This is a genomic window from Streptomyces spinosisporus (assembly GCF_022698145.1).
Classification (GTDB): domain Bacteria; phylum Actinomycetota; class Actinomycetes; order Streptomycetales; family Streptomycetaceae; genus Streptomyces; species Streptomyces spinosisporus.
The window spans coordinates 62,374-86,153 of record NZ_JALDAX010000010.1 but is presented as its reverse complement, the minus strand read 5'-3'; the positions used below and the strand labels follow the sequence as shown (position 1 = coordinate 86,153).

Sequence of the window (23,780 nt, the reverse complement as noted above, 5' to 3'; positions counted from 1 at the left end):
GACTGGTGCAGCCGACGCTACGCCGACGAGACGTACGGAAGTCGGTCTTCCGCTTCTTCCCTCCCGGCACTCGCGACCCGCAGGCCCCTCGCCCCACGAACGTACGGCATGCCACAAACGTGCCTCGGTTCCCCCGTACGGATCACGGGTCACACGCGGACCTGTCCCATGGCGGAAGCTGTCAGGTGTGACCCTCTGCGCGTCCGCCGCCGTCCCACCGCGCCCGTCTCATGTCGAGGCGCGGCAGGTGGCCCTCGGCGGCCCTGCTCGCCTCCTTGAGGGGGGTGCCCTCGGCGCGGTAGCGGTCGAGGGCCCGCAGTTCGTGGCCCGGAAGCAGAACGCCGTCCGCGCGGACGACACGCCACCACGGAACGGCTCCGCCGTAGAGGGCCATCACCCGGCCGACCTGACGAGGGCCACCCTCCTCCAGCCATTCGGCGACGTCCCCGTACGTCATCACGCGCCCGGGCGGGATCAGTTCGGCGACCTCCAGGACCCGCTCCGCGTACTCCGGCAGCGCGTCGGGGTGCTCCGGGGGGTCGTCGTGCGGCAGGCTCTCCTCGCTCATCCGGCTCATCCTGCCCCATGCCACCGACAGTGCGACGGGCCTGTGACCGTCCGTGACCCTCGCCCCTGGACGGCGCTTCGGGCAGACTGTGCGCCCCGCACGTGCACCCTGATACCCCCGCGTGTCGGTGGGGCATGCCACCATCATGCGGGCGGTGACCGGTGATACGAGATCAAGAAGAGACGATGAAGCAGCAGGGTGCGCACCCAGAGGACGCGGAGAGCACCTCTGACGCTTCGTCGCGCCCGGGCAGCCCCACCGGCTCCGGCACGGATGCCGAGGCCGCCGCCCCGGACGGCGACAAGACCGCTCCGGACGGCAGGCCGGCCGCCTCGAAGAGCGCGGCCAGGAGCGAGGACCCGTACCTCGACGAGGCCCACATCGACGAGGTGGAGGGCGACGAACCGCTGCTCCCCGCGCGCGTGCACCGCCCGTCCGATCTGATGCGCCTCCTGGTGGGCGTGCTGGCCGTCGCCGTCCTGCTCGCCATCGCCGCGTTCGCGCACGGCACCACCTCGGGGCTCGAACAGGACATCAACAAGGGCACCGGCCAGGCGCCCGACCTGCTCATCAAGATCGCCGGCCTGGCCTCCAGCATCGCGATCCTGCTCGTGCCGGTCGCCTTCGCGATCGAGCGGCTGATCAAGCGCGACGGGCTGCGCATCGCCGACGGCGTGCTCGCGGCGGTCCTCGCCCACGGTGTGACGCTCGCCACTGACCTCTGGGTCGCCAAGGCCGCCCCCGACTCCATCCAGGAGGCGCTCACCCAGCCCTCCCCGGGCGACATCCACGCACTGACCGACCCGGTGCACGGCTATCTCGCGCCGGTCATCGCGTACATGACGGCGGTCGGCATGTCCCGCCGTCCGCGCTGGCGCGCGGTGCTGTGGATCGTGCTGCTCCTCGACGCCTTCTCGATGCTCGTCACCGGCTACACCACGCCGTTCTCGATCATCCTGACGGTGCTGATCGGCTGGACCGTGGCCTACGGCACGCTGTACGCGGTCGGCTCGCCCAACGTCCGTCCCACGGGACGCACGCTGATGGCGGGCCTGCGGCACGTCGGCTTCCGGCCGGTGACCGCCGCGCGCGAGGAAGTGACGGAGACGCCCGAGACGGGCGACCGCGGCCGGCGGTACTTCGTCACGCTGGAGGACGGCCCGCCGCTGGACGTGACGGTGGTCGACCGGGAGCAGCAGGCGCAGGGCTTCTTCTACCGCGCGTGGCGCAATCTGACGCTGCGCGGCTTCGCCACACGCAGCAGCCTGCAGTCCCTGCGTCAGGCGCTGGAGCAGGAGGCGCTGCTCGCCTACGCGGCGATCGCGGCCGGTGCCAACGCCCCCAAGCTGATCGCGACCTCGGAGCTCGGCCCCGACGCCGTGATGCTCATCTACGAGCACACCGGCGGGCGCACCCTGGACACCCTGGCGGACGACGAGATCACCGACGAGCTGCTGCACGACGCCTGGCACCAGGTCCGGGCCCTGCAGTCGCGGCGCATCGCGCACCGCAGGCTGGTGGGCGACGCGATCCTGGTGGATCGTTCCGGCACGGTGATCCTGACCGATCTGCGCGTCGGCGAGATCGCGGCCGGCGATCTGCTGCTGCGCATGGACATCTCGCAGCTCCTCGTCACGCTCGGCCTGCGGGTGGGCGCCGAGCGCGCGGTGGCCTCCGCGGTGGGCGTGCTCGGCCCGGACGCCGTGGCCGACTGCCTGCCGATGCTGCAGCCCATCGCGCTCAGCCGCACCTCGCGCGCGACCCTGCGCAGACTGGCCCGCGAGCGCGCCCAGCGCGAGCGCGAGGCGGTCCTGGAGGCCTCCCGGCAGCTCAAGCAGACCCGGCTGGACGAGGCGCCGGACGACGACACCTCCGTATCCGACAAGCCCGACAAAAAGGCCGTACGGGCTGAGCAGCGGGCCGAGCAGCGCGCCGAGAAGCGGGCCATCGACGAGGCCCTGGACGAGGCGCGCGAGGACGATCTGCTCACCCAGATCCGCCACCAGGTGCTGCTGATCAGGCCGCAGGCGCCGGTCGAGCCTGCCCGTCTCGAACGGGTGCGGCCGCGCACGCTGATCAGCTTCATCGCGGGCGCCTTCGGTGCGTACTTCCTGCTGACGCAGCTCACCCACATCGAGTTCGGTCCCCTGATCTCGAACGCGCAGTGGGGCTGGGTCCTTGCGGCCGTGGCGTTCTCGGCGGCCAGCTACTTCGCCGCGGCCATGGCGCTGCTGGGGTTCGTGCCCGAGCGGGTGCCGTTCGTGCGGGCCGTGGCCGCGCAGGTCGCCGGATCGTTCGTCAAGATCGTCGCCCCGGCCGCGGTGGGCGGCGTCGCCCTCAACACGCGCTTCCTCCAGCGCTCCGGTGTGCGCCCGGGACTCGCGGTGGCGAGCGTCGGCGCCTCGCAGCTGTTCGGGCTCGGCTGCCACATCCTCATGCTGCTGTCGTTCGGCTATCTGACGGGCACCGAGAAGACCCCGTCGCTCTCGCCGTCCCGTACGGTCATCGCGGGTCTGCTCACCGTGGCGGTACTCGTCCTGGTGGTCACCTCGGTGCCGTTCCTGCGCAAGTTCGTCGTCACGCGCGTGCGGTCGCTTTTCGCCGGCGTCGTGCCGCGCATGCTGGACGTGCTGCAGCGGCCGCAGAAGCTCATCAGCGGCATCGGCGGCACCCTGCTGCTGACCGCCTGCTTCGTAATGTGCCTGGACGCCTCGATCCGCGCCTTCGGCAGTGAGGGGACCACGCTCAGCATCGCCAGCGTCGCCGTCGTCTTCCTCGCCGGCAACGCGCTCGGGTCCGCGGCCCCGACCCCGGGCGGCGTGGGCGCGGTGGAGGCGACGCTGACCGTCGGTCTGATCGCGGTGGGCCTGCCCAAGGAGGTCGCGGCGCCCGCCGTCCTGCTGTTCCGGCTGCTGACGCTCTGGCTGCCGGTGCTGCCGGGCTGGCTGGCCTTCAACCACCTCTCCCGCAAGGGCTCGCTCTAGTACGACGGCTTTTCTGGTACGGCGGCTGTACGCGCGCGTACCTCGTACGGCCCGTGTCCCGAGCATCCCGCCCCGCACGGCCGCAGGATGGAGGCATGCCGAACCCTTCCCGTCTGCGCGCCGCTGCCGTGACCGCCACCGTCGTGCTCCTGTCCTCCCTGATGGCGGGCTGCAGCGACGACTCCGGGAGCGACGACTCCGGGGATCTGTCGGCCCAGAAGCTGGACTGGAAGGACTGCCCCGCGCCATCGGCCGCGCAGGGCGGCGGAAACGCGCCCTCACCGCTGCCGAAGGGCGGCACCTGGCAGTGCGCCACCATGAAGGCGCCCCTCGACTGGAACAAGCCCAAGGGCGACACCATCGGCATCGCGCTGATCCGGGCCAGGACGAGCGGCCCGCAGAACAAGCGCATCGGTTCGCTCGTCTTCAACTTCGGCGGGCCGGGCGGCTCGGGCGTCACCACGCTGCCCTCCTTCGGCGAGGACTACGCCACCCTGCGCACGCGTTACGACCTGGTCAGCTTCGACCCCCGCGGAGTGGGCCGCAGCGCCCCCGTGAAGTGCGAGAGCGACCAGGAGCTCGACGCGTACTTCCAGCAGGACGCGACCCCGGACGACGCCCGTGAGCGGACCGAGTACCTGGACAACACCAAGGACTTCAACGCGGCCTGCGAGAAGAACTCCAAGAAGGTGCTGCCGCATGTGCGCACCACCGACGCGGCCCGTGACATGGATCTGATGCGCCAGGTCCTCGGCGACGACAAGCTGCACTACTTCGGCATCTCGTACGGCACCGAACTCGGCGGCGTCTACGCCCACCTGTTCCCGAAGAAGGTGGGCCGCGCCGTCTTCGACGCGGTCGTCGACCCGACGCAGAACGCCGAGCAGGGCTCGCTCGGACAGGCCAAGGGCTTCCAGCTCGCGCTCGACAACTTCGCCGAGGACTGCACGTCCAAGACCACGGACTGCCCCATCGGCGACACCGCGCAGGACGTGAAGGACCGCATCGCCACCCTGCTCAAGGACCTCGACAGCAAGCCGATCGCCGGTATCTTCCCCCGCCGGCTGACACAGACCGCCGCGACCAACGGCATCGCGCAGGCGCTGTACTCGAAGGACTTCTGGCAGTACCTCACCGAGGGCCTGGAGCAGGCCTACCAGGGCGACGGCAGGACGCTTCTGGCGCTGTCCGACTCGCTGAACGGGCGCAGCGAGAACGGCGAGTACAGCAACATCTCCGCTGCCAACATCGCCATCAACTGCGCCGACGACAAGCCGCGCTACAGCCCCGGCTTCGTGCAGCAGAAACTGCCCGAGTTCCGGTCCGCCTCACCGCTGTTCGGCGACTTCCTGGCCTGGGGCATGGTCAGCTGCACCGACTGGGCCGTGGCGGGGGCCGGCGACCACCCCGACGTGAGCGCGCCGGGCTCCGCGCCGATCCTCGTCGTGGGCAACACCGGCGACCCGGCCACGCCGTACGAGGGTGCGCGGAAGATGGTGGAGTCGCTGGGCCGGGGCGTCGGTGTCGAGCTGACGTACAAGGGCCAGGGGCACGGCTCGTACGACAGCAAGAACAAGTGCGTGCAGGCCGCGGTGAACGGCTATCTGCTCGACGGGAGAGTGCCGAAGGCAGGGACCGTCTGTTCCTGAGACCCGAGCCAGATCGCCAATAAAGCAGCAGGTCAGAACGTTATCCACAGGCTCCGGCAGGTGCGGCTTGATCCGCCTACTATGGCCTGACCGCCTTCCGCCGCTCGATGCGGAGGGCCTGTGAGGGGGGAAAGCACATGGCACGACTCCTACGGTGGACGGCACTGAGCGCCGCCGCCGCGCTCCTGGTGGGCGGCTGCGGCAGCGGTTCGTCCTCCGACGACGACGGCAAGGGCGGTGACCGTACGAGCGCGCCCGCCTCGTCGCCGTCCCGCTCCTCCGGCACGACGGCCGCGCTGCCCTCCTCACTGACCGGACAGAAGCTCGCCTGGGAAGCCTGCAAGGCCACCGCCGACTCCCCCGCGCCGGGCAACGACTGGCAGTGCGCGACGCTCAAGGCACCGCTGGACTGGTCGAAGCCCGAGGGCGAGACCATCGGCCTCGCGCTCATCCGCGCCAAGGCCAACGGCGACAAGCGCACCGGCTCGCTCCTGTTCAACTTCGGCGGCCCCGGCGGCTCGGGCGTCTCCACGATGCCGTCGTACGCCTCCATGGTGTCCAAACTGCGCGAGCAGTACGACCTGGTGAGCTGGGACCCGCGCGGAGTCGCCGCCAGCGAGGGTGTGCGCTGCCGCAGCGACAAGGACATCCAGGCGGCCGAGGACGTGGACGCCACCCCGGACACCCCGGCGGAGGAGAAGGCGTACTTCCAGGACGCCGCCGACTTCGGCAAGGGCTGCGAGAAGGCCGCGGGAAAGCTGCTGGCGCATGTGTCGACGACGGACACCGCCCGCGACATGGACCTGATGCGCCAGGTCCTCGGCGACAGGAAGATGCACTACTTCGGCATCTCGTACGGCACGGAACTCGGCGGTGTCTACGCCCACTTGTTCCCGAAGAACGTGGGACGGCTGATCCTCGACGCGGTCGTCGACCCGAGCGCCGACACCGTGGGGCACGCGGAGAACCAGACCAGGGGCTTCCAGCGCGCCCTGGACGACTACCTCAAGTCGACCGGCCAGGACCCGAAGCAGGGCTCCCAGAAGATCGCGGACCTGGTCGAGCGACTCGACTCGAAGCCGCTGCCCACCTCGTCCGGCCGGAAGCTGACCCAGACGCTCGCCCTCACCGGCATCGTCCTGCCGCTGTACAGCAAGTCCGGCTGGCCGACCCTGACCAGCGCCCTCGACGCGGCCGAACAGGGCGACGGTTCCGAGCTGCTGGCACTCGCCGACGGTTACAACGAACGCGACTCCTCGGGGCACTACGGCACGACGACCCACTCCCAACGGGTCATATCGTGCCTGGACGACAAGGAGCGCCCGACCGCCGAGGAGACGAAGAAGAGGCTGTCGGCGTTCGAGAAGATCTCGCCCGTGTTCGGCGACTTCCTCGGCTGGGACACGGCCGGCTGGTGCCACGACTGGCCGGTGGCCGGGCAGTTCGACACCCCGGAGGTGAGTGCACCGGGAGCGGCGCCGATTCTCGTGGTGGGCAACACCGGCGACCCTGCGACGCCGTACGAGGGCGCCCGGAAGATGGCCGACGAGCTGGGCAAGGGCGTCGGCGTGGAGCTCACCTGGAAGGGCGAGGGACACGGTGCGTACGGCAGCGGGAGCGACTGCGTCGACTCGACGGTGAACGCGTATCTGCTGGACGGGACGGTGCCGAAGGACGGCAAGATCTGCGCCTCGTAGTCGCGGCAGGGGGCTCCGGCGCCCGGGCAGCGGAAAGGGGCCCGGCACCCTTGGTGCCGAGCCCCTGTGGCCGCCTAGTAGACCGGCTTGTGCGGCTCGATCTGGTTGACCCAGCCGATGACGCCGCCGCCGACGTGCACGGCGTCGGAGAAGCCCGCGGACTTCAGGACCGCGAGGACTTCCGCACTGCGGACACCCGTCTTGCAGTGCAGGACGATCTTCTTGTCCTGCGGGAGGCTCTCCAGGGCGGTGCCCATCAGGAACTCGTTCTTCGGGATCAGCTTGGCGCCCGGGATGTTGACGATCTCGTACTCGTTGATCTCACGGACGTCGATGATCTCGATGTTCTCGCCGTCGTCGATCCACTCCTTGAGCTGCTTGGGAGTGATCGTCGAGCCGGCGGCCGCCTCCTGGGCCTCCTCGGAGACGACGCCGCAGAAGGCCTCGTAGTCGATGAGCTCGGTGACGGTCGGGTTCTCGCCGCAGACCGCGCAGTTGGGGTCCTTGCGGACCTTGACCTGGCGGTACTGCATCTCCAGGGCGTCGTAGATCATCAGGCGGCCGACCAGCGGCTCGCCGATGCCCGCGAGGAGCTTGATGGCCTCGTTGACCTGGATGGAGCCGATGGACGCGCACAGCACGCCGAGGACGCCGCCCTCGGCGCAGGAGGGGACCATGCCCGGGGGCGGGGGCTCCGGGTACAGGCAGCGGTAGCAGGGACCGTGCTCGGACCAGAAGACGGAGGCCTGGCCGTCGAAGCGGTAGATCGAGCCCCACACGTACGGCTTGTTCAGCAGCACGCAGGCGTCGTTGACCAGGTAGCGGGTCGCGAAGTTGTCCGTGCCGTCGACGATCAGGTCGTACTGGCTGAAGATGTCCATCACGTTGTCGGCCTCGAGCCGCTCCTCGTGAAGGATCACGTTCACGTACGGGTTGATGCCCTTGACGGAGTCACGGGCGGACTCGGCCTTGGAGCGGCCGATGTCGGACTGGCTGTGGATGATCTGACGCTGCAGGTTCGATTCGTCGACCTCGTCGAACTCGACGATGCCGAGGGTGCCGACGCCCGCGGCGGCCAGGTACATCAGTGCCGGCGAGCCCAGGCCGCCGGCGCCCACACAGAGCACCTTGGCGTTCTTCAGCCGCTTCTGCCCGTCCATCCCCACGTCGGGGATGATCAGGTGGCGGGAGTACCTGCGGACCTCGTCTACGGTGAGCTCGGCAGCCGGCTCGACCAGGGGTGGCAGCGACACGGGGACTCCGTTGGTCGGTCAATCACTACGGGTGTTCTTGCTGCAACACTGCCACGCGCTTTTTCATTCCGAGACACCCGTTCCGATCCGCGAGACGATTTCGTCCCAGTAACCGGGCATGGCCTCCCAGGGGTCGCTGTGGCCGCCCTGGTCCGTGCGGTCGGTGAAGTAGATCGTCGCCGCGCCCTGCCAGCGGGCGATGCGCAGGGCCTCCTCCAGGTGCGGGAGGGGCACTCCGTGGACGAAGTGACAGAAGCGCTCGGGCGGATGCTCGGCGGTCCACTCGGCCACCTGCGACCAGCGGTAGTCGCTCCAGGGGCCGCTGAAGGTGACCAGCTGGTCGGCGCTCTCGGCATAGCCGGGGTGCGGGTGGGTGCCATGGCCCAGGACGATGTGAGCGTCTTCACAGACTGCGCGGAGGGTGGCGACGGTGCGACGGGTCTCGGGGAGCGAGACGCCGTCGGTCGGACAGCGGTCCAGGAGGAAGCCGTCGACCTGGTACCAGTCGACGTGGCGCTGCGCGTCGGCGATCACCTCGCCGAGGTTGCGGCCGCCGGACGCGGAGTCGAGGTGGCCGAGGACGCGGACGCCCGCGTTGCGCAGCCGGCCCGCCGCCTCCAGGCAGTGCGGGTCGGGGCGGGTGCCGGGGCCGTCGGCGACATTGAGCACGACCCAGTGCAAGGGGGTTCCGGGGCGGGTGAGTTCGCCCCATTCGGTGGGCGCGACGAGGGGGTGTGCGTAGCCGGGGATGCCGAAGCCGGTGCGGACCCGGGTGCTCGCGATGCCTGTTCTGGTGCTGGTCACATACGACATGCCGCCTCCATCCAGATGTCGGCGAGTGATTCCTCGAGGTTGATCCGCGGCCGCCAGCCGAGCCGGTCGCGTGCGGTGCGCACATCGGCCTGCTGCCAGCTTCCGCAGCCGTCCGGGTACGGGTACGCCACCGGGGCCGCGTGGTCGGGATCCGGGCGCGGGTGCCCGATGGTCGACCGCAATGGGCCGGGCGGGCCGTCGAGTTCATGGAGGGCGCCGCCGTATCCGGCCACGCGGGCGAGCATGGCCGCGGCGTCGCGCAGCCGGACGGCGCGGCCCGCGCCGATGTTAATGACGCCCTGCGCGGCCGAGAGCGAGGCGGCGTGCACGGCACGGGCCACATCGCGTACGTCGACGAAGTCGCGCTGGACGCCGAGGCCGCCGAGCTTGAGCTCACCGTCGCCGGACTGCATGGCCCGGCGCATGGCCTCGGCGAGCCGGCCGAGCGGTGAGCCGGCGGGCGTGCCCGGGCCGGCCGGTGAGAAGACCCGCAGGACGACCGCGTCCAGGCCGGAGCCGAGGACGAGTTCGGTGGCGGCGAGCTTGCTCACGCCGTACGGGCCGCCGGGGCGGGGGACGGCGTCCTCGGCCGTGGACGAGCCGGGCTGGCTGGGCCCGTACTCCGCGCCGCAGCCGATCTGCACCAGGCGTGCGCCGCAGCCGCTGCGCCGCAGGGCCTCGCAGATGGTGGCGACGGCGACGGTGTTGTGGCGGGTCAGGTCGCGGGCGCCGCCCCGGGTGGCACCGGCGCAGTTGATGACGACACCCGGGTGGACCGCGTCGAGGAAGCGGGTGAGGGCGCCGGGGCTGCCGGACGCGAGGTCGAAGCGGACGTCGGCGTCGTCGCCGCGGCCGAGCGCGGTGAGCTGGACGGCCGGGTCGGCGAGCAGACGGTCGGCGACGAATCGGCCCAGGTAGCCGTTGGCTCCGATCAGCAGGACTCTCATCGGGCGGCTCCCGGGGCCGCGGCGTCAGATCGGGAGGTGATCATCTGGACTTCTCCTTCGGAGGGGGAGGTGCGGTTGCCCCCGAGCGGCGGGTCCGGGCGCCGGCGGCAAAGTGGGGGTTGCGGCCGCCGCGCACACGAAGCGCCGGCCGCCAAGTGGCAGGCGGCCTGCCGCGGCGCGCGGGCAGCCCCGGCCGGTGCCGCAGGGACGGACGCGGCGTCAGCACGGCCGGTCCGCGGGCGCATGGGCCGAGGCCCGGGTGACAGTGCGGGTCGCATAGACCAGCAGGGCCACCGCGGCCGCCGCGCACACCAAGCGCCGGCGGCCAAACGGCAGGCGGCCAGCTACGGCGCGCGGGCGGCCCCAGCCAGTGCCACGGGGACGGCCGCGGCGTCAGCACGGCCTGTCCGCGGGCGCATGGGCCGAGGCCCGGGTGAGGGTGCGAGTCGCATGGACCAGCAGGGCTGTTGCGGCCGCCGCGCAGGCGAGGGCCGGGATGCTGCCGGGGCCCCAGGCGTCGACGGCGGTTTCCACGGGGGTGGCGAGGAAGCCGCAGCCGGGCAGGCGGCCCGCGAACACCGTGGCGAGGGCCGTCGCCTCGGCGGCCGCCGCTGCCGCGAGGACGATGGCGGGGGCGTGGTGGAAACCGTGCGCGGTGAGGAGGCGGGCGAGGAGCAGCAGGGCGCCCAGGGTGACGGTCTGGGCGTAGGCCGCGCTCTCGCCCAGGACGACGCCGCACACGGCGAGCAGGGCCGACAGGGCGGACAGGAAGAGGGCGAACGCGCCGAGCAGCAGGGGCCGTGCGGACGCGGTGAACTCCTCCAGACCCCGGCTGGTGTCCAGTCTGCGGCGGGCGCTCACCGCGAAGAGGTGGGCGCACCATGCGGCGGGGGCGCACGCCAGGCTCAGGGCCAGGACAGGGGCCGTGGCCACGGTCCAGGAGCTGTCGGCGGAGGCGCCGGGCGGGCCGTCGGGGCCTCCGGCGACGGCCGCGTCGAGCAGACCGTCGCCGAGGAGGGCGTAGGCGAGGAGCCAGCACGTCCAGACCGAGCTGCCGGAGGCGTGCCGCGCGGATCCCGGGGGCGTGCCGTCGGTCGGGGCGAGGGGGCCGCGGGCGAGCGCCGCACGCAGGGCGAGGACTCCTGCCAGGACGCCGACGGCGAGCGCGATGGCGTGGGCCCGGCCGTGGGTGAGACGGAGGGCGGCCACGGTGGCGGCGCAGAGCGCTCCGGGCAGCAGGGTGAGGAGGATCCAGGAGGTGTGTGTCCGGATGGCCGTGGGGGTGGTGGGGCGCGGCGCCGTCTCCTCGTCGTGGGCGGCGCGCGCGTACATCTCCTCCGCGAGGGAGAAGACGTCCCGGTGGCGGAAGCGGGTGGCGGTCCGGTCGGTGACGCCGTGGGCCTCCAGGCCCGCCGCGATCTCCAGGGGGTCCACGGCCCGTGCGCACAGCTCGCGATGACGGTGCATCAGCGCCTTCACGGGGTCGGCGCCGGTGCGGCGGGGGTTCGGCCGACGGCTCGGCGCAGGGACGTGGGCCTCCTCGGACACCGCGGACGCCGCAGCGCCCTCCGGCGTCGCGACCCACTCCCCCGAGCGCTCGTCCCACGCCTCGGCGCCGCCCGGTGCGCCGGGTCGGTCCAGTTCTCCCAGGCCGCTCATCGGGCGCCCTCCGTGGCGGGCGTCGCGGAACCGGCGCGCACGGCGGCGCCCTCGGCCCGGCCAGGGCCTCCCGCCGCCCAGGCGGGGCCGCCACGGGCCACCACGCGCGTGGCGGGGCCGGTCCAGCGGCCGGGCACATGGGCCTCGGCGGGGGCGGCGAACGGCAGGGGCTCGCCGGTGTCGTCGAGGACGACCCGGCGCACCGGGGTGTGCGAGACGATCTCCAGGTAAATGCCGTGAAATGCCGTGTTGTTCTGCTCGACGGTGAACAGTTCGAGCGCACGCGCGCGTGCGGCCGCACCCAGGCGCTCCCGGCGCTCGGGGTCCCGCAGCAGCGCAAGGCACGCCTCGCCGAGCGCCCGCGGGTTGCGCGGCGGCACCACGAGCCCGGTGCCGCCGATGACCTCCACGACCGCGCCGACATCCGTGGACACCGTCGCGCGGCCGCAGAACATGGCCTCGACCAGGCTGATCGGGAAGCCCTCGACGACGCTGGAGAGCACGGTCACGGCTCCGGCGGCGTACGCGTCGGCGAGCGTGGGCAGTTCAGGGCCGCCGATCTCCTCGAAGGAGACGGGGTTGTCGCCGACGGAGTGCAGTCCCTCGGCCTCGTCGGGGAAGAGCTGCGCCGCGAGCGCCTTGCAGTGCCCGAGGTAGGCCGTGCCCTCGGGGCCGGCCGGCGCGCCAACGATCCGCAGCCGCGTCTTCGGCTCCTCCTTGCGGATCTCGGCGAAGGCGTGCAGCAGGGAGACCAGGTCCTTGGCGGGTTCGACGCGGCCGACCCAGACCAGCGTGTCGGGTTCGGCGCACTCCGTGGACTCGCCCACCTCGGCGAAGCGGGAGGCGTCCATGCCCGGGTAGACCGTGCGGATCCTGGTCCGGTCGGCGCCGCAGCGCTCCTGCCAGCGGCGGGCGTGCGCGTTGCCCGGTGTGATGACCGCGGCCCGCTCGTAGGTCTCGGCGGCCAGCCTGCCGTGGAAGGCGGCGAGCAGGGAGCGCACGGCGGGCGGCGCGTCCGTGGTGGCGAGGTAGTGCGTGCGCAGCCGCACGCCGTACTCGGTCACCAGGAGCGGTACGCCGTGGAAGTGGCGCGCGAGCAGTCCGGGCAGGGCGGCGGGGCCGCCGGACGTCGCGTGGCACAGGTCGACCGAGCCGAGCGCGTCGTCCTCGTACCAGTCGAGCGAGAGGGGGCGCAGGGCGCGTTCGAGGTGTGCGGCGACGGCGAGCAGATCCGGTACGCGCGCCTCCCGCGCGGCCCGCAGGGCGCCCGGTGCGCGGCAGGCACGCTCCAGGGCGCGTACGGCGGCCTCGGAGCGGAGCGCTCCCACGAGTCCGCCTTCGTCGCGGGCGAGTTCGGCGAGGCCGTACAGCGCGCTGCCGAAACGGTCCGCCTCGGCGGCCGGGGCCTCTCCCGGGGCCGCGGCGGGGTCCCCGGGCCTTCCCGTGCACAACGCGGTCGCCAACTCGCCGTAGCACTCGGTGAACCGGCGTCGTGCCCGCCGGCCGTAGGAGACCCCGTCGTCCTCGGCCGTCCACAGCGGAGCGGTGATGACCCGGCCGACCTGCGACGGCAACGGGACCCAGCCCTCGGTCTCCTGGCGCTCGGTGCGGCTGAGCGCGTAGACCTCGAACTCGTGCTGCCCGAGCCCGCGCACGAGCCGGTCGCACCAGAGCCTGGCGTCACCGCTCAGATACGGATAGCCACCCTCCGTAAGCAGTCCGATGCGCACGAGCGCACCCCCGATCTCCCGTATGGGGAGCCGCCGTTGACCCGGCGACTCGCAGCGGGAAGAACGTATGCGGACAAGGCGGTGGCGCGATGGACGGTTGTCCGTCGCGCCACCAAAAGGGGTGAACGGTCGTAACTTTCCTTTGCGGTTCGCGTTCGATCGCGCTAAGAGATCAAGCAGTTACGTTCCGTCAGGCGGCGGCCAACTCTCGCCGGGCCGCCCTGCGCCGGGCGGCGACCTGCGGATCGAGCGACGGTACGGCGGCCAGCAGCTGCTTGGTGTACGGGTCCTGGGGGTTGTCGTACACCTCGTCGGCGGGCCCCGACTCGACGATCCGGCCGCGGCGCATCACCGCGACCCGGTCGCTGACCTGTCGCACGACGGCGAGGTCGTGCGCGACGAAGACGAGCACCAGCCCGAGTTCGCGCTGCAGCTCGCCGAGCAGGGCGACGACCTGGGCCTGTGTCGTCACGTCGAGCGCGGAGACCGGCTCGTCGCAGACGATCACGCGCGGGTCGGCGGCGAGCGCCCGCGCAATGCCCACGCGCTGGCGCTGTCCGCCGCTGAACTCGTGCGGATAGCGGTCGTAGTGCGCCCCTTCGAGCCCCACGCGCTCCAGCAGTTCCGTCACGCGCCCTCTGATGCGCTGCTCGTCCTTCTCACCACGCGCGCGGAGCGGGTCGGCTATCGACTCGCCCACGCTGCGGCGGGGGTTGAGGGAGGAGACGGGGTCCTGGAAGACCATCTGGACGGCCGGATGCACGCCCACGCGCGCGTGCCCGTCGTAGCGGACCTCGCCGGCCGTCGGCTCCAGCAGCCCGACCAGCATCCGGCCGAGCGTCGTCTTGCCGCTGCCGCTCTCGCCCACGACGCCGAGGGTCTCGCCCCGGCGGATGGTCAGCGACACGTCGTCCACGGCGGCGAAGGTTCGCTTGCCGCGCCCGAACTCACGCCGCAGACCGGTCGCTTCCAGAACGACGTGCCCGGTCGCCTCCGGAGGGCCGTCGGGAACGCCCTCGGCGTTCTCCGTCGCGGACACCGCAGAAGCGGCCCCGGCGTCCTCCACCACGGACACCGCCGGTACAGCCGCGGCGGTCTCCTCGCCGGCCTTCGCCGCGATCCGCCGTGCGTCCACCCGCGGTACCGCTGCCAGCAGCTCCCGTGTGTATGTCTGGGCCGGGGCGCTCAACACGTCGGCCACCGGACCGTGTTCGACGCTGCGCCCGTGTCGCATGACGAGCACCTCGTCGACGCTCTCGGCGGCGACGCCCACGTCGTGCGTGACGAGCAGCAGGCCCATGCCGGTCTCCTCGCGCAGCGTGTGCAGCAGGTCGAGGATCTGGGCCTGGACCGTGACGTCGAGTGCGGTGGTCGGCTCGTCGGCGATCAGCAGGTCGGGCTCACAGGCGAGCGCCATCGCGATCAGCGCACGCTGGCGCATGCCACCGCTGAACTCGTGCGGCCGGGAACGCGAGCGCCGCACCGCGTCCGGGATTCCCACCCGGTCGAGCACGTCCACCGCACGCGCGCGCGCCGCCCGTCGTGACACGCGCGTGTGCACGCGGTACACCTCGGCGATCTGGTCGCCGATCGCGTAGTACGGATCGAGGGACGACAGCGGGTCCTGGAAGACCATGGCGGCCTTCGCCCCGCGCAGCCGCCGCAGTTCGTCCTCGGACGCCTGCTGTACGTCGGTGCCGGCGACCTCGATCGAACCGCCGACCCGCGCGCCGGTTCCGCGGTGCAGCCCCAGCAGGGCCGAGGCGACCGTGGACTTGCCGGATCCGGACTCACCGACCAGCGCCAGGGCGGCGCCCCGGGCCAGGCCGAACGAGAGCCCGTCCACGGCCCGCAGGTCGCCGAACTCCACGGACAGGTCCGTCACCCGGACGAGACTCACGTCGGTGCCACCACTCACGTCAGTACGGCCACTCACGTCCACACCGCCACTCACGTCAGCACCACCCGTCGGTCGGCCACCGCGTACAGGACGTCCGCGACGGCGTTGGCGAGGACCACGAAGAAGCCGATCACCAGGACCATCCCGACGACGACGGGCAGGTCGACGACGTTGACCGCGTGGACGAGTTCCTGTCCGATGCCGGGCAGTCCGAAGAGGGTCTCGGTGAGGACGGCGCCGCCGATCGCCGAGCCGACGTTGTTGGCGTTCAGCGCGATGACGGGCGCGAGGGCGCCGCGCAGCGCGTGCCGCCCCACGATCGACCGCTCGGCGACCCCATAGGCCCGGAAGGTGCGGATGTGGTCCTCGGCCAACGTCTCCAGCATCGACGCCCTGGTCAGCCGCGCGAACGCGGCAGCCTCGATGAGGGCGAGCGAGAGCCAGGGCAGCAGCAGGTTCCACGCCCACTGCTCGGGGTCGTCGGTGAACTTCACGTACTGCGGGAAGGGCAGCAGCTGCAGTTCGCCGCAGACGACGATCATCAGTACCAGGCCGATGACGAAGACCGGGGTGGCCCAGCCCGCGAGGGTGAGGGCGGTCAGCAGCCGCTCGGTGAAGCGGCCGCGCCGCCACGCGGAGAGCACACCCGTGCCGACCCCGAGGACCAGCCACAGGACCATCGCGCCGAGCACCAGCGAGAGGCTCACCGGCAGCTTGGTCAGGATGATGTCCATGACCTGACGGTCGCTCTGGTACGACAGCCCGAGGCACGGCGCCGGGCAGTGCTCCACCGAGGTGCCCGTGGAGTAGTCCTGACCGGCGACCAGGCCTTCGAGGAAGTGCCAGTAGCGCACGTACAGCGGGTCGTCGAGCCTGAGTTGCTGGGCCACCTGGTGCACCTGCTCCGGGGAGCAGCGCGGGCCGCAGGTGATCTGCGCGACGTTGCCGGGGGTGGCGTAGAAGACGACGTAGACGATGACCGAGATGGCCAGCAGGGTGACGACCGTGCCGATGGCGCGCCGGACCAGGAAGCCCGAGAAGCCGCTCATGCGGAGCCCTCCTCGGGTGCCGCTCCCGAGTCCTTGCCGGCCGCCCTGGCCTCCCGCTTGCTGCCCGTCCCGACGCGCAGCCGGGAGGCGGCCCGTGGGTCCAGGGCGGTGCGGACGCCGTCGCCGAGGACGGTCAGCGCGAGCACGGTGACGAAGAGTGCGCCCGCCGGGAGCAGCAGGTACTGCGGGGCCGCCTGGTACCAGACGTCGGCGGCGGTGAGCATCTGCCCCCAGGACGGCGTCGGCGGCTTCACGCCGACGCCGAGGAACGACAGTGCGGCCTCGACGCTGATGTTGACCGGCATGAGGATCGCGGCGTACGTGATGACGGGCGCGGCGAGCCCGGGCAGCAGTTCCCTGCGCGCGATGCGCCAGGTTCCCCAGCCGCTGAGCCGGGCGGCGGAAACGTAGTCGAGCCCCTTGAGCGTCAGCGTCTGGGCCCGCACGATCTTCGCGATGTTGCCCCAGGCGATGAACCCGATGACCAACGTGACCAGAACGGGCCGCGGGAAGCTCGACGGGACGATCGCGAGCAGCGCCAACGACATGATCATCAAAGGCATGGCGACGAAGATGTCGGTGATCCGGCTCAACAGTTGATCAACCCATCCGGCACCGATCGCGGAGGCGATGCCGATCACGACGCCCAGGAAGACCTGGATCACGGTCGCCGCCAGCGCGACGCCCAGGGAGACCCTCGCCCCGTAGACGAGCCGGGCGAACAGGTCGCGGCCGGTCTGGGGTTCGACGCCCAGCCAGTGGTCGGCGCCGATGCCCCCGAGGGAGCCGACCGGCACGCCTCCGCGCGCGGAGTCGACGAGCGAGGGGTGGTACGTGGTCGGGTCCTGGCCCTCCAGGGCGGTGAGCAGCGGCGCGGCGAGCGCGATCAGGACGAGCAGGGCGACGACGGACGCCGCGACGAGGGCGGCGCGCTGCGTGCGCAGCCGCCGCCAGAACCGAAGGGCCCCCGAGGTCCCCGAGGCGGACACCTCGGGGACCTGGGTGGCGACAAGTGCCTCGCTCACGGCGCTACTTCACCGCGACCTGCGAGATGTCCAGCACGCCGGTCCAGTCGCTGATCACGACGTTCTTGATGTCGCTGCCGACCAGTCGCTTGTAGACGGGGTGGAACAGCGGCACGGTCAGGGCCTGCTCGCCGATCTTCTTGTCCAGTGCACCCCACCTCTTGGCGGCCGCGTCAAGATCGGTCAACTTGTTGATCGCGTCAATCTCGTCATTGACCGACGTGTCATTGAGCAGGCCGTTGTTGAAGTTCGCGCCGTTCTTGACGATCTGACGGCCGTCGAAGATCGGGGCGAGGAAGGGGCCGCCGGAGGGCCAGTCGGCACCCCAGTGGGCGAGGAAGAAACCGGGCTCGGTCTTCACGTTGTGGATCTTGTCCCGGTAGTCGTTGTCCTCCAGGCCCTGCAGCTTGACCGTGATGCCGGCCTTCTTGAGCGCGTCCTGGATCGCGGTCGCGATCTCCGGGCTGGTCTCGAAGTCCTTGGCGTTGGAGTGGGTCAGCGTGACGGTGAGGCCGTTCTTGTAACCCGCCTCGGACAGCAGCTCCTTGGCCTTGGCCGCGTTGCCGGTCGCACCGGCCGGGAACAGGTCGTACGGCGTATAGCCGAAGGACTTCTGGTTCGGCAGGAACGTGGTGGCCGACTCGGCGAGCGCCGAGCCACCCGCCGCGTTGACCACGGACGACCGGTCGATGGCGTACGAGATCGCCTGCCGCACCTTGACGTTGTTGAACGGCTTGACGGTCGGGTTGAACGCTATGTAGTTCGTGTAGCCGAAGTGGCCCGTGCCGACCCGCGCGGCCAGCTTCTTGTCGCCGCTCACCTTGGCGAGTTCGGCGGGGCCGAGGTTGGTGTCCGTGGTCACGGCCGCCGCGTCCGCGCCCTGTGACGCCGACAGCCGCTGGTTGATCACGGACGAGTCGAGGCCGGAGCGTACGTCGATCTTGTCCGGGTAGGCCTTGCGCTCGGAGTCCGTGGCGGCCGACCAGTGGGTGTTGCGCTCCAGGACCAGGTGCTCACCGTCGTTCTCGTTGCTGACGACCCTGTACGGCCCGGACGAGACCGGGTGCTCCTCGTACTTCGTGCCCGTGTCCTTGGCCTTCGGGACGGGCGTGAACTGCGTCTGCGTGGCCAGGTACGGGAACTCGCCCTCGGGCTTGTTCAGATGGAAGACGATGGTCCGGCTGTCCGGCGTCTCGATCGCCGACAGACCCTTCTTGTCCTTGTACGGCCCCTGGTAGTCGGCCGCGCCGACCAGCCAGTCCCTCAGGTAGGGCGCGCCGCCGGACAGTTCGGCCGCGAAGGAGCGCTCGATGCCGTACTTGATGTCCGCGGATGTGATCGCGGTGCCGTCCTCGTACTTGAGGCCCTTCTTCAAGGTGTACGTCCACACGGTCGCGTCCTTGTTGGGGCGCCCGGTGTCGGTGGCGAGGTCCGGGACGACCTTGGAGCCGGCGGCGCCGTTCTCGCGGTTGCGGGTGGTGAGCGTACGGAAGACCAGGGAGGGCACGTTGCCGCCGCCGGAGGTGTACAGGCGCGCGGGGTCGAAGTCCGTCTGGGCCTCGGAGTTGAGGACCGTGAGGGTGCCGCCCTTGTGAGGCGTGGAGTCGCCGCCGGCGCCCTTGGCATCGTTGTCCTCCGGCCCGCAGGCGGCGGCGCCCAGGGCCAGGACCAGGCCTGCGGATATCGCCGCCACACGGGCTCTGCTTACGGACGGGTGACGCATCGGATGACGACCTCTCGAATGATGAGACAGATTGACGAAATGTGAGACGGATGTGAGCAGATGTCCGCCCGGGCGTCAGGTCGTCGAAAGCGGCTGCCGGGGCACGGCGGAAGGCCGTGTCATGGCGGCGGAAAGGGATCGCGACGCGAGCGCCCGTGGGCGAGCGTCAGCGACAGTGGATGTCGGCCACGCAGAGCGCGGTCACGCCGATGAGCGCCAGCTCGATGGCGGCGCGCGCGGAGGCGTGGAGGGTCGACATGACCAGAAATATGAATCAACTTTCTGCGCATGTCAATGTGTCATATACGGCACCGGTCAACTCCCGGGATACGGCCAGGGGTTGGCCCGGCAGTGGATCCCGTCGTGGTCGAGGAACTTGGTCTGCTGCTGCATCACCGGGGCGAGCGCGCCGTTCTTGCTGCAGGTGACATGGTTGTAGCCGAGCCGGTGACCGACCTCGTGGTTGATCAACATCTGCCGGTAGGCCTGCATGTGGTCGCCGTAGGTCTTCGACCCCTGTGCCCATCTGTATGCATTGATCATCACTCGCTCGGTGGCGGCCGAGTCGCACGAGACGTTGTCCTCGGTGGTGTCGAGCCCGGACTTGGCGCACCACTCCGCGGTGGTCCCGGGGCTGGCGAGCGTGATCACGAAGTCGGGCTTGCCGGTGTGGATGCGCTCGAAGGTGCGGGCGCCGCCGTGGGCCCAGCTCCGGTTGTCGTTGAGGGTCGTCTGCACGGCCTGCGCGAAGAGTTCGCCGTCGAGTCCGAGGCCCTGCTCCACATCCACGCGGTAGGTGTACTTCTGTCCCTTGCCCGGCGCCTTGGCGACCCCGGGGACCGCGTCGAACTTCCCCGGCCCCTTGAGCGTGGCGCTGAGCGGATACCGCTTCGCCATGGCCTCGGAGTACGTCAGCGTCGCCACGCCGGCCGAGGCGGACGGCTTCGCGCTCGCGCCTGAGTCGCGGGCGTCCCGCGCCTGGTCGGTGGCCGACTGCGTCCCGATGGCGGCGTCGTCGCGTCCGTTGGCGACCTGACCGGCCACGACGACGGCAAGCACGGTCGTGACGGCGGCAGCCGCTATGCCGGTGAACGTCCGCCCCTTGCTGCCCCTGGTCTGCGCGGGCACGCCGGTCGGCGCCGCGTCCTCGTCGGTCTCGGAGGGGACGCCGACCCCTGTGTCCGGGTCCCAGTCGGTGACGGAGGCGTACGGGTCCGAGGCGTACGCGGACGCATACGCGCCCGGGGCGCGCGCGGAGCCGCCGTTCCGGGGCGCGAAGACGTCGTCGTCCTCGTCGAGGCCGCCGAAGGTGTCGAAGTCGTCGAACGCGTCGACGTAGTCCTGCCGCGGCCCTCCGGGCGGCGCCTGGCGCTGCCGCGGAACGGACACCCCGGGGCTCCTCAACTCGCCCCATCCCCCACCGGCTTCCCGCTGCTCGGGATGGCCACCGCGAATCTGGGGCGTGCCATGGACGGGGGTGCCGTCAGCAGGACGGGGAACACCGTGCGCAGGCACGCCGTCGGAAAACCGCGGCATCCCCTGGGCAGGGGTGCCGTCGGGGAACCGGGGCACTCCACGCGCGGGGGTGCCGTCCGGGAAGCGGGGCACCCCGCGCGCGGGGGCGCCGTCGGGGCTTCTGGGCACACCCCGGGCAGGCGTGCCACCTGGGAAACCGGACACCCCACCCGCAGGACTACCGTCCGGAAGACGGGAGACACCCCCGGCAGGCGAGCCACCCGGGAACCCAGACACCCCACCCGCAGGACTACCGTCCGGAAGACGAGGCACACCCCGGGCAGGCGTGCCGTCGGCCAAACGCGGCACCCCGCGCGCGGGAGTCCCCTCGGCGAAACGCGGCACCCCGCGCGCGGGAGTGCCGTCAGGCCGTCGCGGCGGTCCGTACGCCGGTATCCCCTGCTGCCCGGGCAACGGCCCGGACGGCTGCCCGGGCACCCGCCGAGCACCCGAAGCACCCGCACCGGAGCCGGAGTCGAAGCCTCCGGAGTCCGCGGAGGCACCCCTCTGCCCCCCACGCACCGCATCCGCATCCCTGGTCTCGCCCTTCGCGGCACCGGGGCCGCGGCGGCTGTGACGTCCCACGCCGGCCCTCAGCTCCCCGTGCTCTCGGCGGCACCCTCGCCGTCGTCGGCGAACACGTCACCCCGGTCGAGGGAGGCCCGGTCCGCACTCAACGGCGCACCACCGTCCGACTCGCCGACCCTGCCCGAGTCGCCGACCCTGTCAGTCCCGCCCGACTCGTCAGTCCCGCCCGGTTCGCCGACCCTGCCAGTCCCGCTCGACTCCCCAGTCCTGCCCAACTCGCCGACCTTGCCTGCCCAGCCCGACTCCCCAGTCCCGTCCGAGTCGCCGCCCCTGCCCGACTCGCCGACCCCGCCTGACGCGACCGACTCACCAGTCCCGCCCGACTCGCCAGCACCACGCGTCTTACTCCGTCCGCCCGGCCCACGCGTCCCGCCAGGCCCACCCAACTCCCTCGACTCCCCCGTCTCACCAGGCAGACCCAACTCCCCCGTCTCAGCAAGGAGTTCACGAAATGCGCGGGCCACGGTGGCCGGGTACTCCATCATCGCCACGTGCCCCGCCTCCGGCAGGGTCAGCAGGCGTGAGTCGCGGAAGGCGCGGGCCGCCTTTCGGGCCATCCGGAAGCCGACGAGCTGGTCCCGGCCGCCGTAGACGAGGAGGGTCGGGGCGAGGACGCGCTCCGCCTGGCGCCACAGACCGTGCTGCCCGCCGAGCGTGTACGCGTTGACGATGCCGCGCGCGGAACGCGTCATCGCGTCCCAGAGATACGGCAGCTGCAGCCGCCGTTCCATCTCCTCCACTGCATTGCGGAATCCTTCCGGCGACACCAGACCGGGGTCGCCGTAGCAGAGCGCCATTACGCCGCGGACGCGTGCCTCCGCGGACCACTTCCTGGTGGCGCGGGTGAACAGTCCGGCGGCGCCGGGCAGCGCCAGCAGCGCCGTCGGCACCGCACTGCGTTGGACGAGGATCTCCGGCAGCGCCGGCGACACCAGCGTGAGCGTCCGCACGAGGTCGGGCCGCAGCGCCGCCACGCGCGTGGTGACCGCGCCGCCGAGCGAGTTGCCCAGCAGATGCACCGGACCGCGCCCGGAGGCGTCGAGAAAACGGATCACCGCGCGCGCGTGCCCGGTGATCGAGTAGTCACCGTCGTCCGGCGGCGGCGAGTCGCCGAAACCCGGCAGGTCGATGGCCTCGCCGTCGACGACGTCGTCGAGCTGCTCCATCAGGGCCGACCAGTTCTGCGAGGAACCGCCCAGACCGTGGACGTACAGCGCGGGCGGCAGTCCCTCGCGCGCGGGTGGTCTCGACCGCACCGTCAGCGTGATCCCCGGCAGCCCGACGGACCTCAGCCGCTCACCCTCCGCGACCCTTACGGGCGCCACCTTCGGGAGCACATTGGTCGCCGGAACGGACGGCAGCTCGGTCGAAGACATGCGGCAATGTTACGAGACGATCACGTAGTGGCTCATGTGTTCGCCGTCACAGATTGCATGCACACCGCATAGCATCCGGATCCGGTGTCTCCTAGGCTCGTAAAGAGGGCACCCGCTGTTGGCCCCTGCTTCTTCCAGGGACATTCGTAGGAAGGGAGCCCAATCATGGCCGTAGACCCGAGCGATCCCGACACCTTCGAGGACGAGGACGCGCAGGAGGCCCGGGAGATCGACGTCGAGGCACCGGAGAACGACGCCGCGGAGCAGTCCGAGGACCTCACGGCGGACAAGGACGACCCTCTGGAGGACGTGGACCCGGCCCGCGCGAACGAGGCCGATCTCGTCGAGCAGCGCCGCGTCGTCTCCATCGACGAGGACGACTACCGCTGACGGGGGACGCGGGGGCCCGAGAGGGTGCCGCTGAGCTGGAGGGAGACGGTCGGCTGCCTGTTTCGATCCGGTTCGGCCCCACCTGCACGGCTTTCGCCACTGTCCGGTCCGTGAAATTCTGCGCTCGCACCGCGCACACCGGGGTTACCGAAAAGTACGATGGCGGCGCGGCGCACACCGCATGTGGACGAAATTGGGAGGCGGCGTGACAGCCATCGAGCAGACAGAGGCGGCACGCCCGCGGGGCACGCGCCTGCCGCGCCGTGCCCGACGGAATCAGCTGCTGGGTGCCGCACAGGAAGTGTTCGTGGCACAGGGTTACCACGCGGCCGCGATGGACGACATCGCCGAGCGCGCCGGAGTCAGCAAGCCGGTGCTCTACCAGCACTTCCCGGGCAAGCTCGACCTCTACCTCGCCCTGCTGGACCAGCACTGCGAGTCACTGATCGGTTCGGTGCGGGGCGCGCTCGCGTCGACCACCGACAACAAGCAGCGTGTCCGCGCGACCATGGACGCCTACTTCGCATATGTGGAGGACGACGGTGGCGCCTTCCGTCTGGTGTTCGAGTCGGACCTGACGAACGAGCCCGCGGTGCGCGAGCGCGTCGACAAGGTCACGAACGAGTGCGCGGAGGCGATCTGCGACGTGATCGCCGAGGACACCGGCCTCTCGCGCGCGGAGTCGATGCTGCTGGCCTCCGGCCTCGGCGGGCTCGCGCAGGTCGTGGCGCGCTCCTGGCTGCACAGCGACCGCAGCGTGCCGCGCGACCAGGCCGTACAGCTGCTGACCTCGCTCGCCTGGCGCGGTATCGCGGGCTTCCCGCTGCACGGCACCGAGCAGGCTCACTGACCGCGTTTGTTCCCGCTTTGTTCCCGCTTTGTTCCCGCTCCCTGTTCGCTCTTGGCGTTCCCGG

General features: G+C 71.4%; 17 protein-coding genes and 1 pseudogene. 5 read left to right on the top strand and 13 right to left on the bottom strand.

Going from position 1 to position 23,780, the window contains the following annotated elements; all coding sequences use genetic code 11:
- Nucleotides 1-181: 181 nt before the first annotated feature.
- Nucleotides 182-568, bottom strand: coding sequence for an MGMT family protein (locus MQN93_RS25120; RefSeq protein ID WP_016437865.1), 387 nt, complete (start codon nucleotides 566-568; stop codon nucleotides 182-184).
- Between the two features lie 185 nt (nucleotides 569-753).
- Here MQN93_RS25120 and MQN93_RS25115 point away from each other — a divergent pair, with 185 nt between their 5' ends.
- The 3 genes from MQN93_RS25115 (at nucleotide 754) to MQN93_RS25105 (ending at nucleotide 6,898) form a co-directional block, all read left to right on the top strand.
- Entirely contained in the window at nucleotides 754-3,552 is a 2,799-nt protein-coding gene (locus tag MQN93_RS25115; RefSeq protein WP_242711364.1) for a lysylphosphatidylglycerol synthase domain-containing protein, read from the top strand.
- A 95-nt stretch (nucleotides 3,553-3,647) separates the two neighbouring features.
- On the top strand, nucleotides 3,648-5,201 hold the full coding sequence (locus tag MQN93_RS25110; protein WP_016437863.1) for an alpha/beta hydrolase: 1,554 nt from the start codon (nucleotides 3,648-3,650) through the stop codon (nucleotides 5,199-5,201).
- Between the two features lie 137 nt (nucleotides 5,202-5,338).
- Nucleotides 5,339-6,898: an alpha/beta hydrolase gene (locus tag MQN93_RS25105; RefSeq protein WP_242711363.1), complete on the top strand. Its 1,560-nt coding sequence runs from the start codon at nucleotides 5,339-5,341 to the stop codon at nucleotides 6,896-6,898.
- 74 nt (nucleotides 6,899-6,972) lie between these two features.
- Here the strand turns inward: MQN93_RS25105 and moeZ are convergent, their stop codons facing one another.
- From moeZ to MQN93_RS25050, 12 genes and pseudogenes are all read right to left on the bottom strand, one after another.
- Nucleotides 6,973-8,151, bottom strand: coding sequence for an adenylyltransferase/sulfurtransferase MoeZ (moeZ, locus tag MQN93_RS25100; protein ID WP_016437861.1), 1,179 nt, complete (start codon nucleotides 8,149-8,151; stop codon nucleotides 6,973-6,975).
- 63 nt (nucleotides 8,152-8,214) lie between these two features.
- Nucleotides 8,215-8,964, bottom strand: coding sequence for a spherulation-specific family 4 protein (locus MQN93_RS25095; protein WP_242711362.1), 750 nt, complete (start codon nucleotides 8,962-8,964; stop codon nucleotides 8,215-8,217).
- A complete protein-coding gene (locus tag MQN93_RS25090) occupies nucleotides 8,952-9,911 on the bottom strand; it encodes an NAD-dependent epimerase/dehydratase family protein (protein WP_016437859.1) in 960 nt (319 codons plus the stop codon). Before MQN93_RS25090 ends, MQN93_RS25095 begins: the two co-directional genes overlap by 13 nt.
- 393 nt (nucleotides 9,912-10,304) lie before the next feature.
- Nucleotides 10,305-11,570, bottom strand: coding sequence for a hypothetical protein (locus tag MQN93_RS25085; protein WP_242711361.1), 1,266 nt, complete (start codon nucleotides 11,568-11,570; stop codon nucleotides 10,305-10,307).
- Nucleotides 11,567-13,300, bottom strand: coding sequence for a DUF3492 domain-containing protein (locus MQN93_RS25080; RefSeq protein WP_242711360.1), 1,734 nt, complete (start codon nucleotides 13,298-13,300; stop codon nucleotides 11,567-11,569). The genes MQN93_RS25085 and MQN93_RS25080 overlap by 4 nt, the downstream gene beginning before the upstream one ends.
- Nucleotides 13,301-13,490: 190 nt before the next feature.
- Nucleotides 13,491-15,200: a dipeptide ABC transporter ATP-binding protein gene (locus MQN93_RS25075; RefSeq protein WP_242711359.1), complete on the bottom strand. Its 1,710-nt coding sequence runs from the start codon at nucleotides 15,198-15,200 to the stop codon at nucleotides 13,491-13,493.
- A 50-nt stretch (nucleotides 15,201-15,250) separates the two neighbouring features.
- Nucleotides 15,251-16,249: an ABC transporter permease gene (locus tag MQN93_RS25070; protein ID WP_016437855.1), complete on the bottom strand. Its 999-nt coding sequence runs from the start codon at nucleotides 16,247-16,249 to the stop codon at nucleotides 15,251-15,253.
- Nucleotides 16,246-17,274, bottom strand: a complete 1,029-nt coding sequence (locus MQN93_RS25065) for an ABC transporter permease (RefSeq protein ID WP_016437854.1) — start codon at nucleotides 17,272-17,274, stop codon at nucleotides 16,246-16,248. Before MQN93_RS25065 ends, MQN93_RS25070 begins: the two co-directional genes overlap by 4 nt.
- A 4-nt stretch (nucleotides 17,275-17,278) precedes the next feature.
- A complete protein-coding gene (locus MQN93_RS25060; RefSeq protein WP_242711358.1) occupies nucleotides 17,279-18,997 on the bottom strand; it encodes an ABC transporter substrate-binding protein in 1,719 nt (572 codons plus the stop codon).
- A 166-nt stretch (nucleotides 18,998-19,163) separates the two neighbouring features.
- Complete coding sequence (locus tag MQN93_RS44405) at nucleotides 19,164-19,256, bottom strand: Ms4533A family Cys-rich leader peptide (RefSeq protein WP_324604415.1); 93 nt, start codon at nucleotides 19,254-19,256, stop codon at nucleotides 19,164-19,166.
- A 56-nt stretch (nucleotides 19,257-19,312) separates the two neighbouring features.
- Nucleotides 19,313-21,097 (bottom strand): DUF3152 domain-containing protein, encoded by a 1,785-nt coding sequence (locus MQN93_RS25055; protein WP_242711357.1) that lies wholly within the window; start codon nucleotides 21,095-21,097, stop codon nucleotides 19,313-19,315.
- Between the two features lie 427 nt (nucleotides 21,098-21,524).
- Nucleotides 21,525-22,476: pseudogene (locus tag MQN93_RS25050) on the bottom strand (alpha/beta fold hydrolase); the annotation flags it as partial.
- Nucleotides 22,477-22,641: 165 nt separating this feature from the next.
- On the opposite strand from MQN93_RS25050, the gene MQN93_RS25045 reads away from it, so the two are divergent.
- Both MQN93_RS25045 and MQN93_RS25040 read left to right on the top strand, forming a co-directional pair.
- Entirely contained in the window at nucleotides 22,642-22,866 is a 225-nt protein-coding gene (locus tag MQN93_RS25045) for a hypothetical protein (protein ID WP_016437850.1), read from the top strand.
- Nucleotides 22,867-23,071: 205 nt separating this feature from the next.
- Nucleotides 23,072-23,716, top strand: a complete 645-nt coding sequence (locus tag MQN93_RS25040; protein WP_016437849.1) for a TetR/AcrR family transcriptional regulator — start codon at nucleotides 23,072-23,074, stop codon at nucleotides 23,714-23,716.
- Nucleotides 23,717-23,780: the final 64 nt, after the last annotated feature.

Bases quoted from the DNA above. Each gene is read 5' to 3' on its own strand.
- MQN93_RS25120 (WP_016437865.1), bottom strand. From the start codon at position 568: ATGAGCGAGGAGAGCCTGCCGCACGACGACCCCCCGGAGCACCCCGAC.
- MQN93_RS25115 (WP_242711364.1), top strand. From the start codon at position 754: ATGAAGCAGCAGGGTGCGCACCCAGAGGACGCGGAGAGCACCTCTGAC.
- MQN93_RS25110 (WP_016437863.1), top strand. From the start codon at position 3,648: ATGCCGAACCCTTCCCGTCTGCGCGCCGCTGCCGTGACCGCCACCGTC.
- MQN93_RS25105 (WP_242711363.1), top strand. From the start codon at position 5,339: ATGGCACGACTCCTACGGTGGACGGCACTGAGCGCCGCCGCCGCGCTC.
- MQN93_RS25095 (WP_242711362.1), bottom strand. From the start codon at position 8,964: ATGTCGTATGTGACCAGCACCAGAACAGGCATCGCGAGCACCCGGGTC.
- MQN93_RS25090 (WP_016437859.1), bottom strand. From the start codon at position 9,911: ATGAGAGTCCTGCTGATCGGAGCCAACGGCTACCTGGGCCGATTCGTC.
- MQN93_RS25085 (WP_242711361.1), bottom strand. From the start codon at position 11,570: ATGAGCGGCCTGGGAGAACTGGACCGACCCGGCGCACCGGGCGGCGCC.
- MQN93_RS25070 (WP_016437855.1), bottom strand. From the start codon at position 16,249: ATGAGCGGCTTCTCGGGCTTCCTGGTCCGGCGCGCCATCGGCACGGTC.
- MQN93_RS25060 (WP_242711358.1), bottom strand. From the start codon at position 18,997: ATGCGTCACCCGTCCGTAAGCAGAGCCCGTGTGGCGGCGATATCCGCA.
- MQN93_RS44405 (WP_324604415.1), bottom strand. From the start codon at position 19,256: ATGTCGACCCTCCACGCCTCCGCGCGCGCCGCCATCGAGCTGGCGCTC.
- MQN93_RS25045 (WP_016437850.1), top strand. From the start codon at position 22,642: ATGGCCGTAGACCCGAGCGATCCCGACACCTTCGAGGACGAGGACGCG.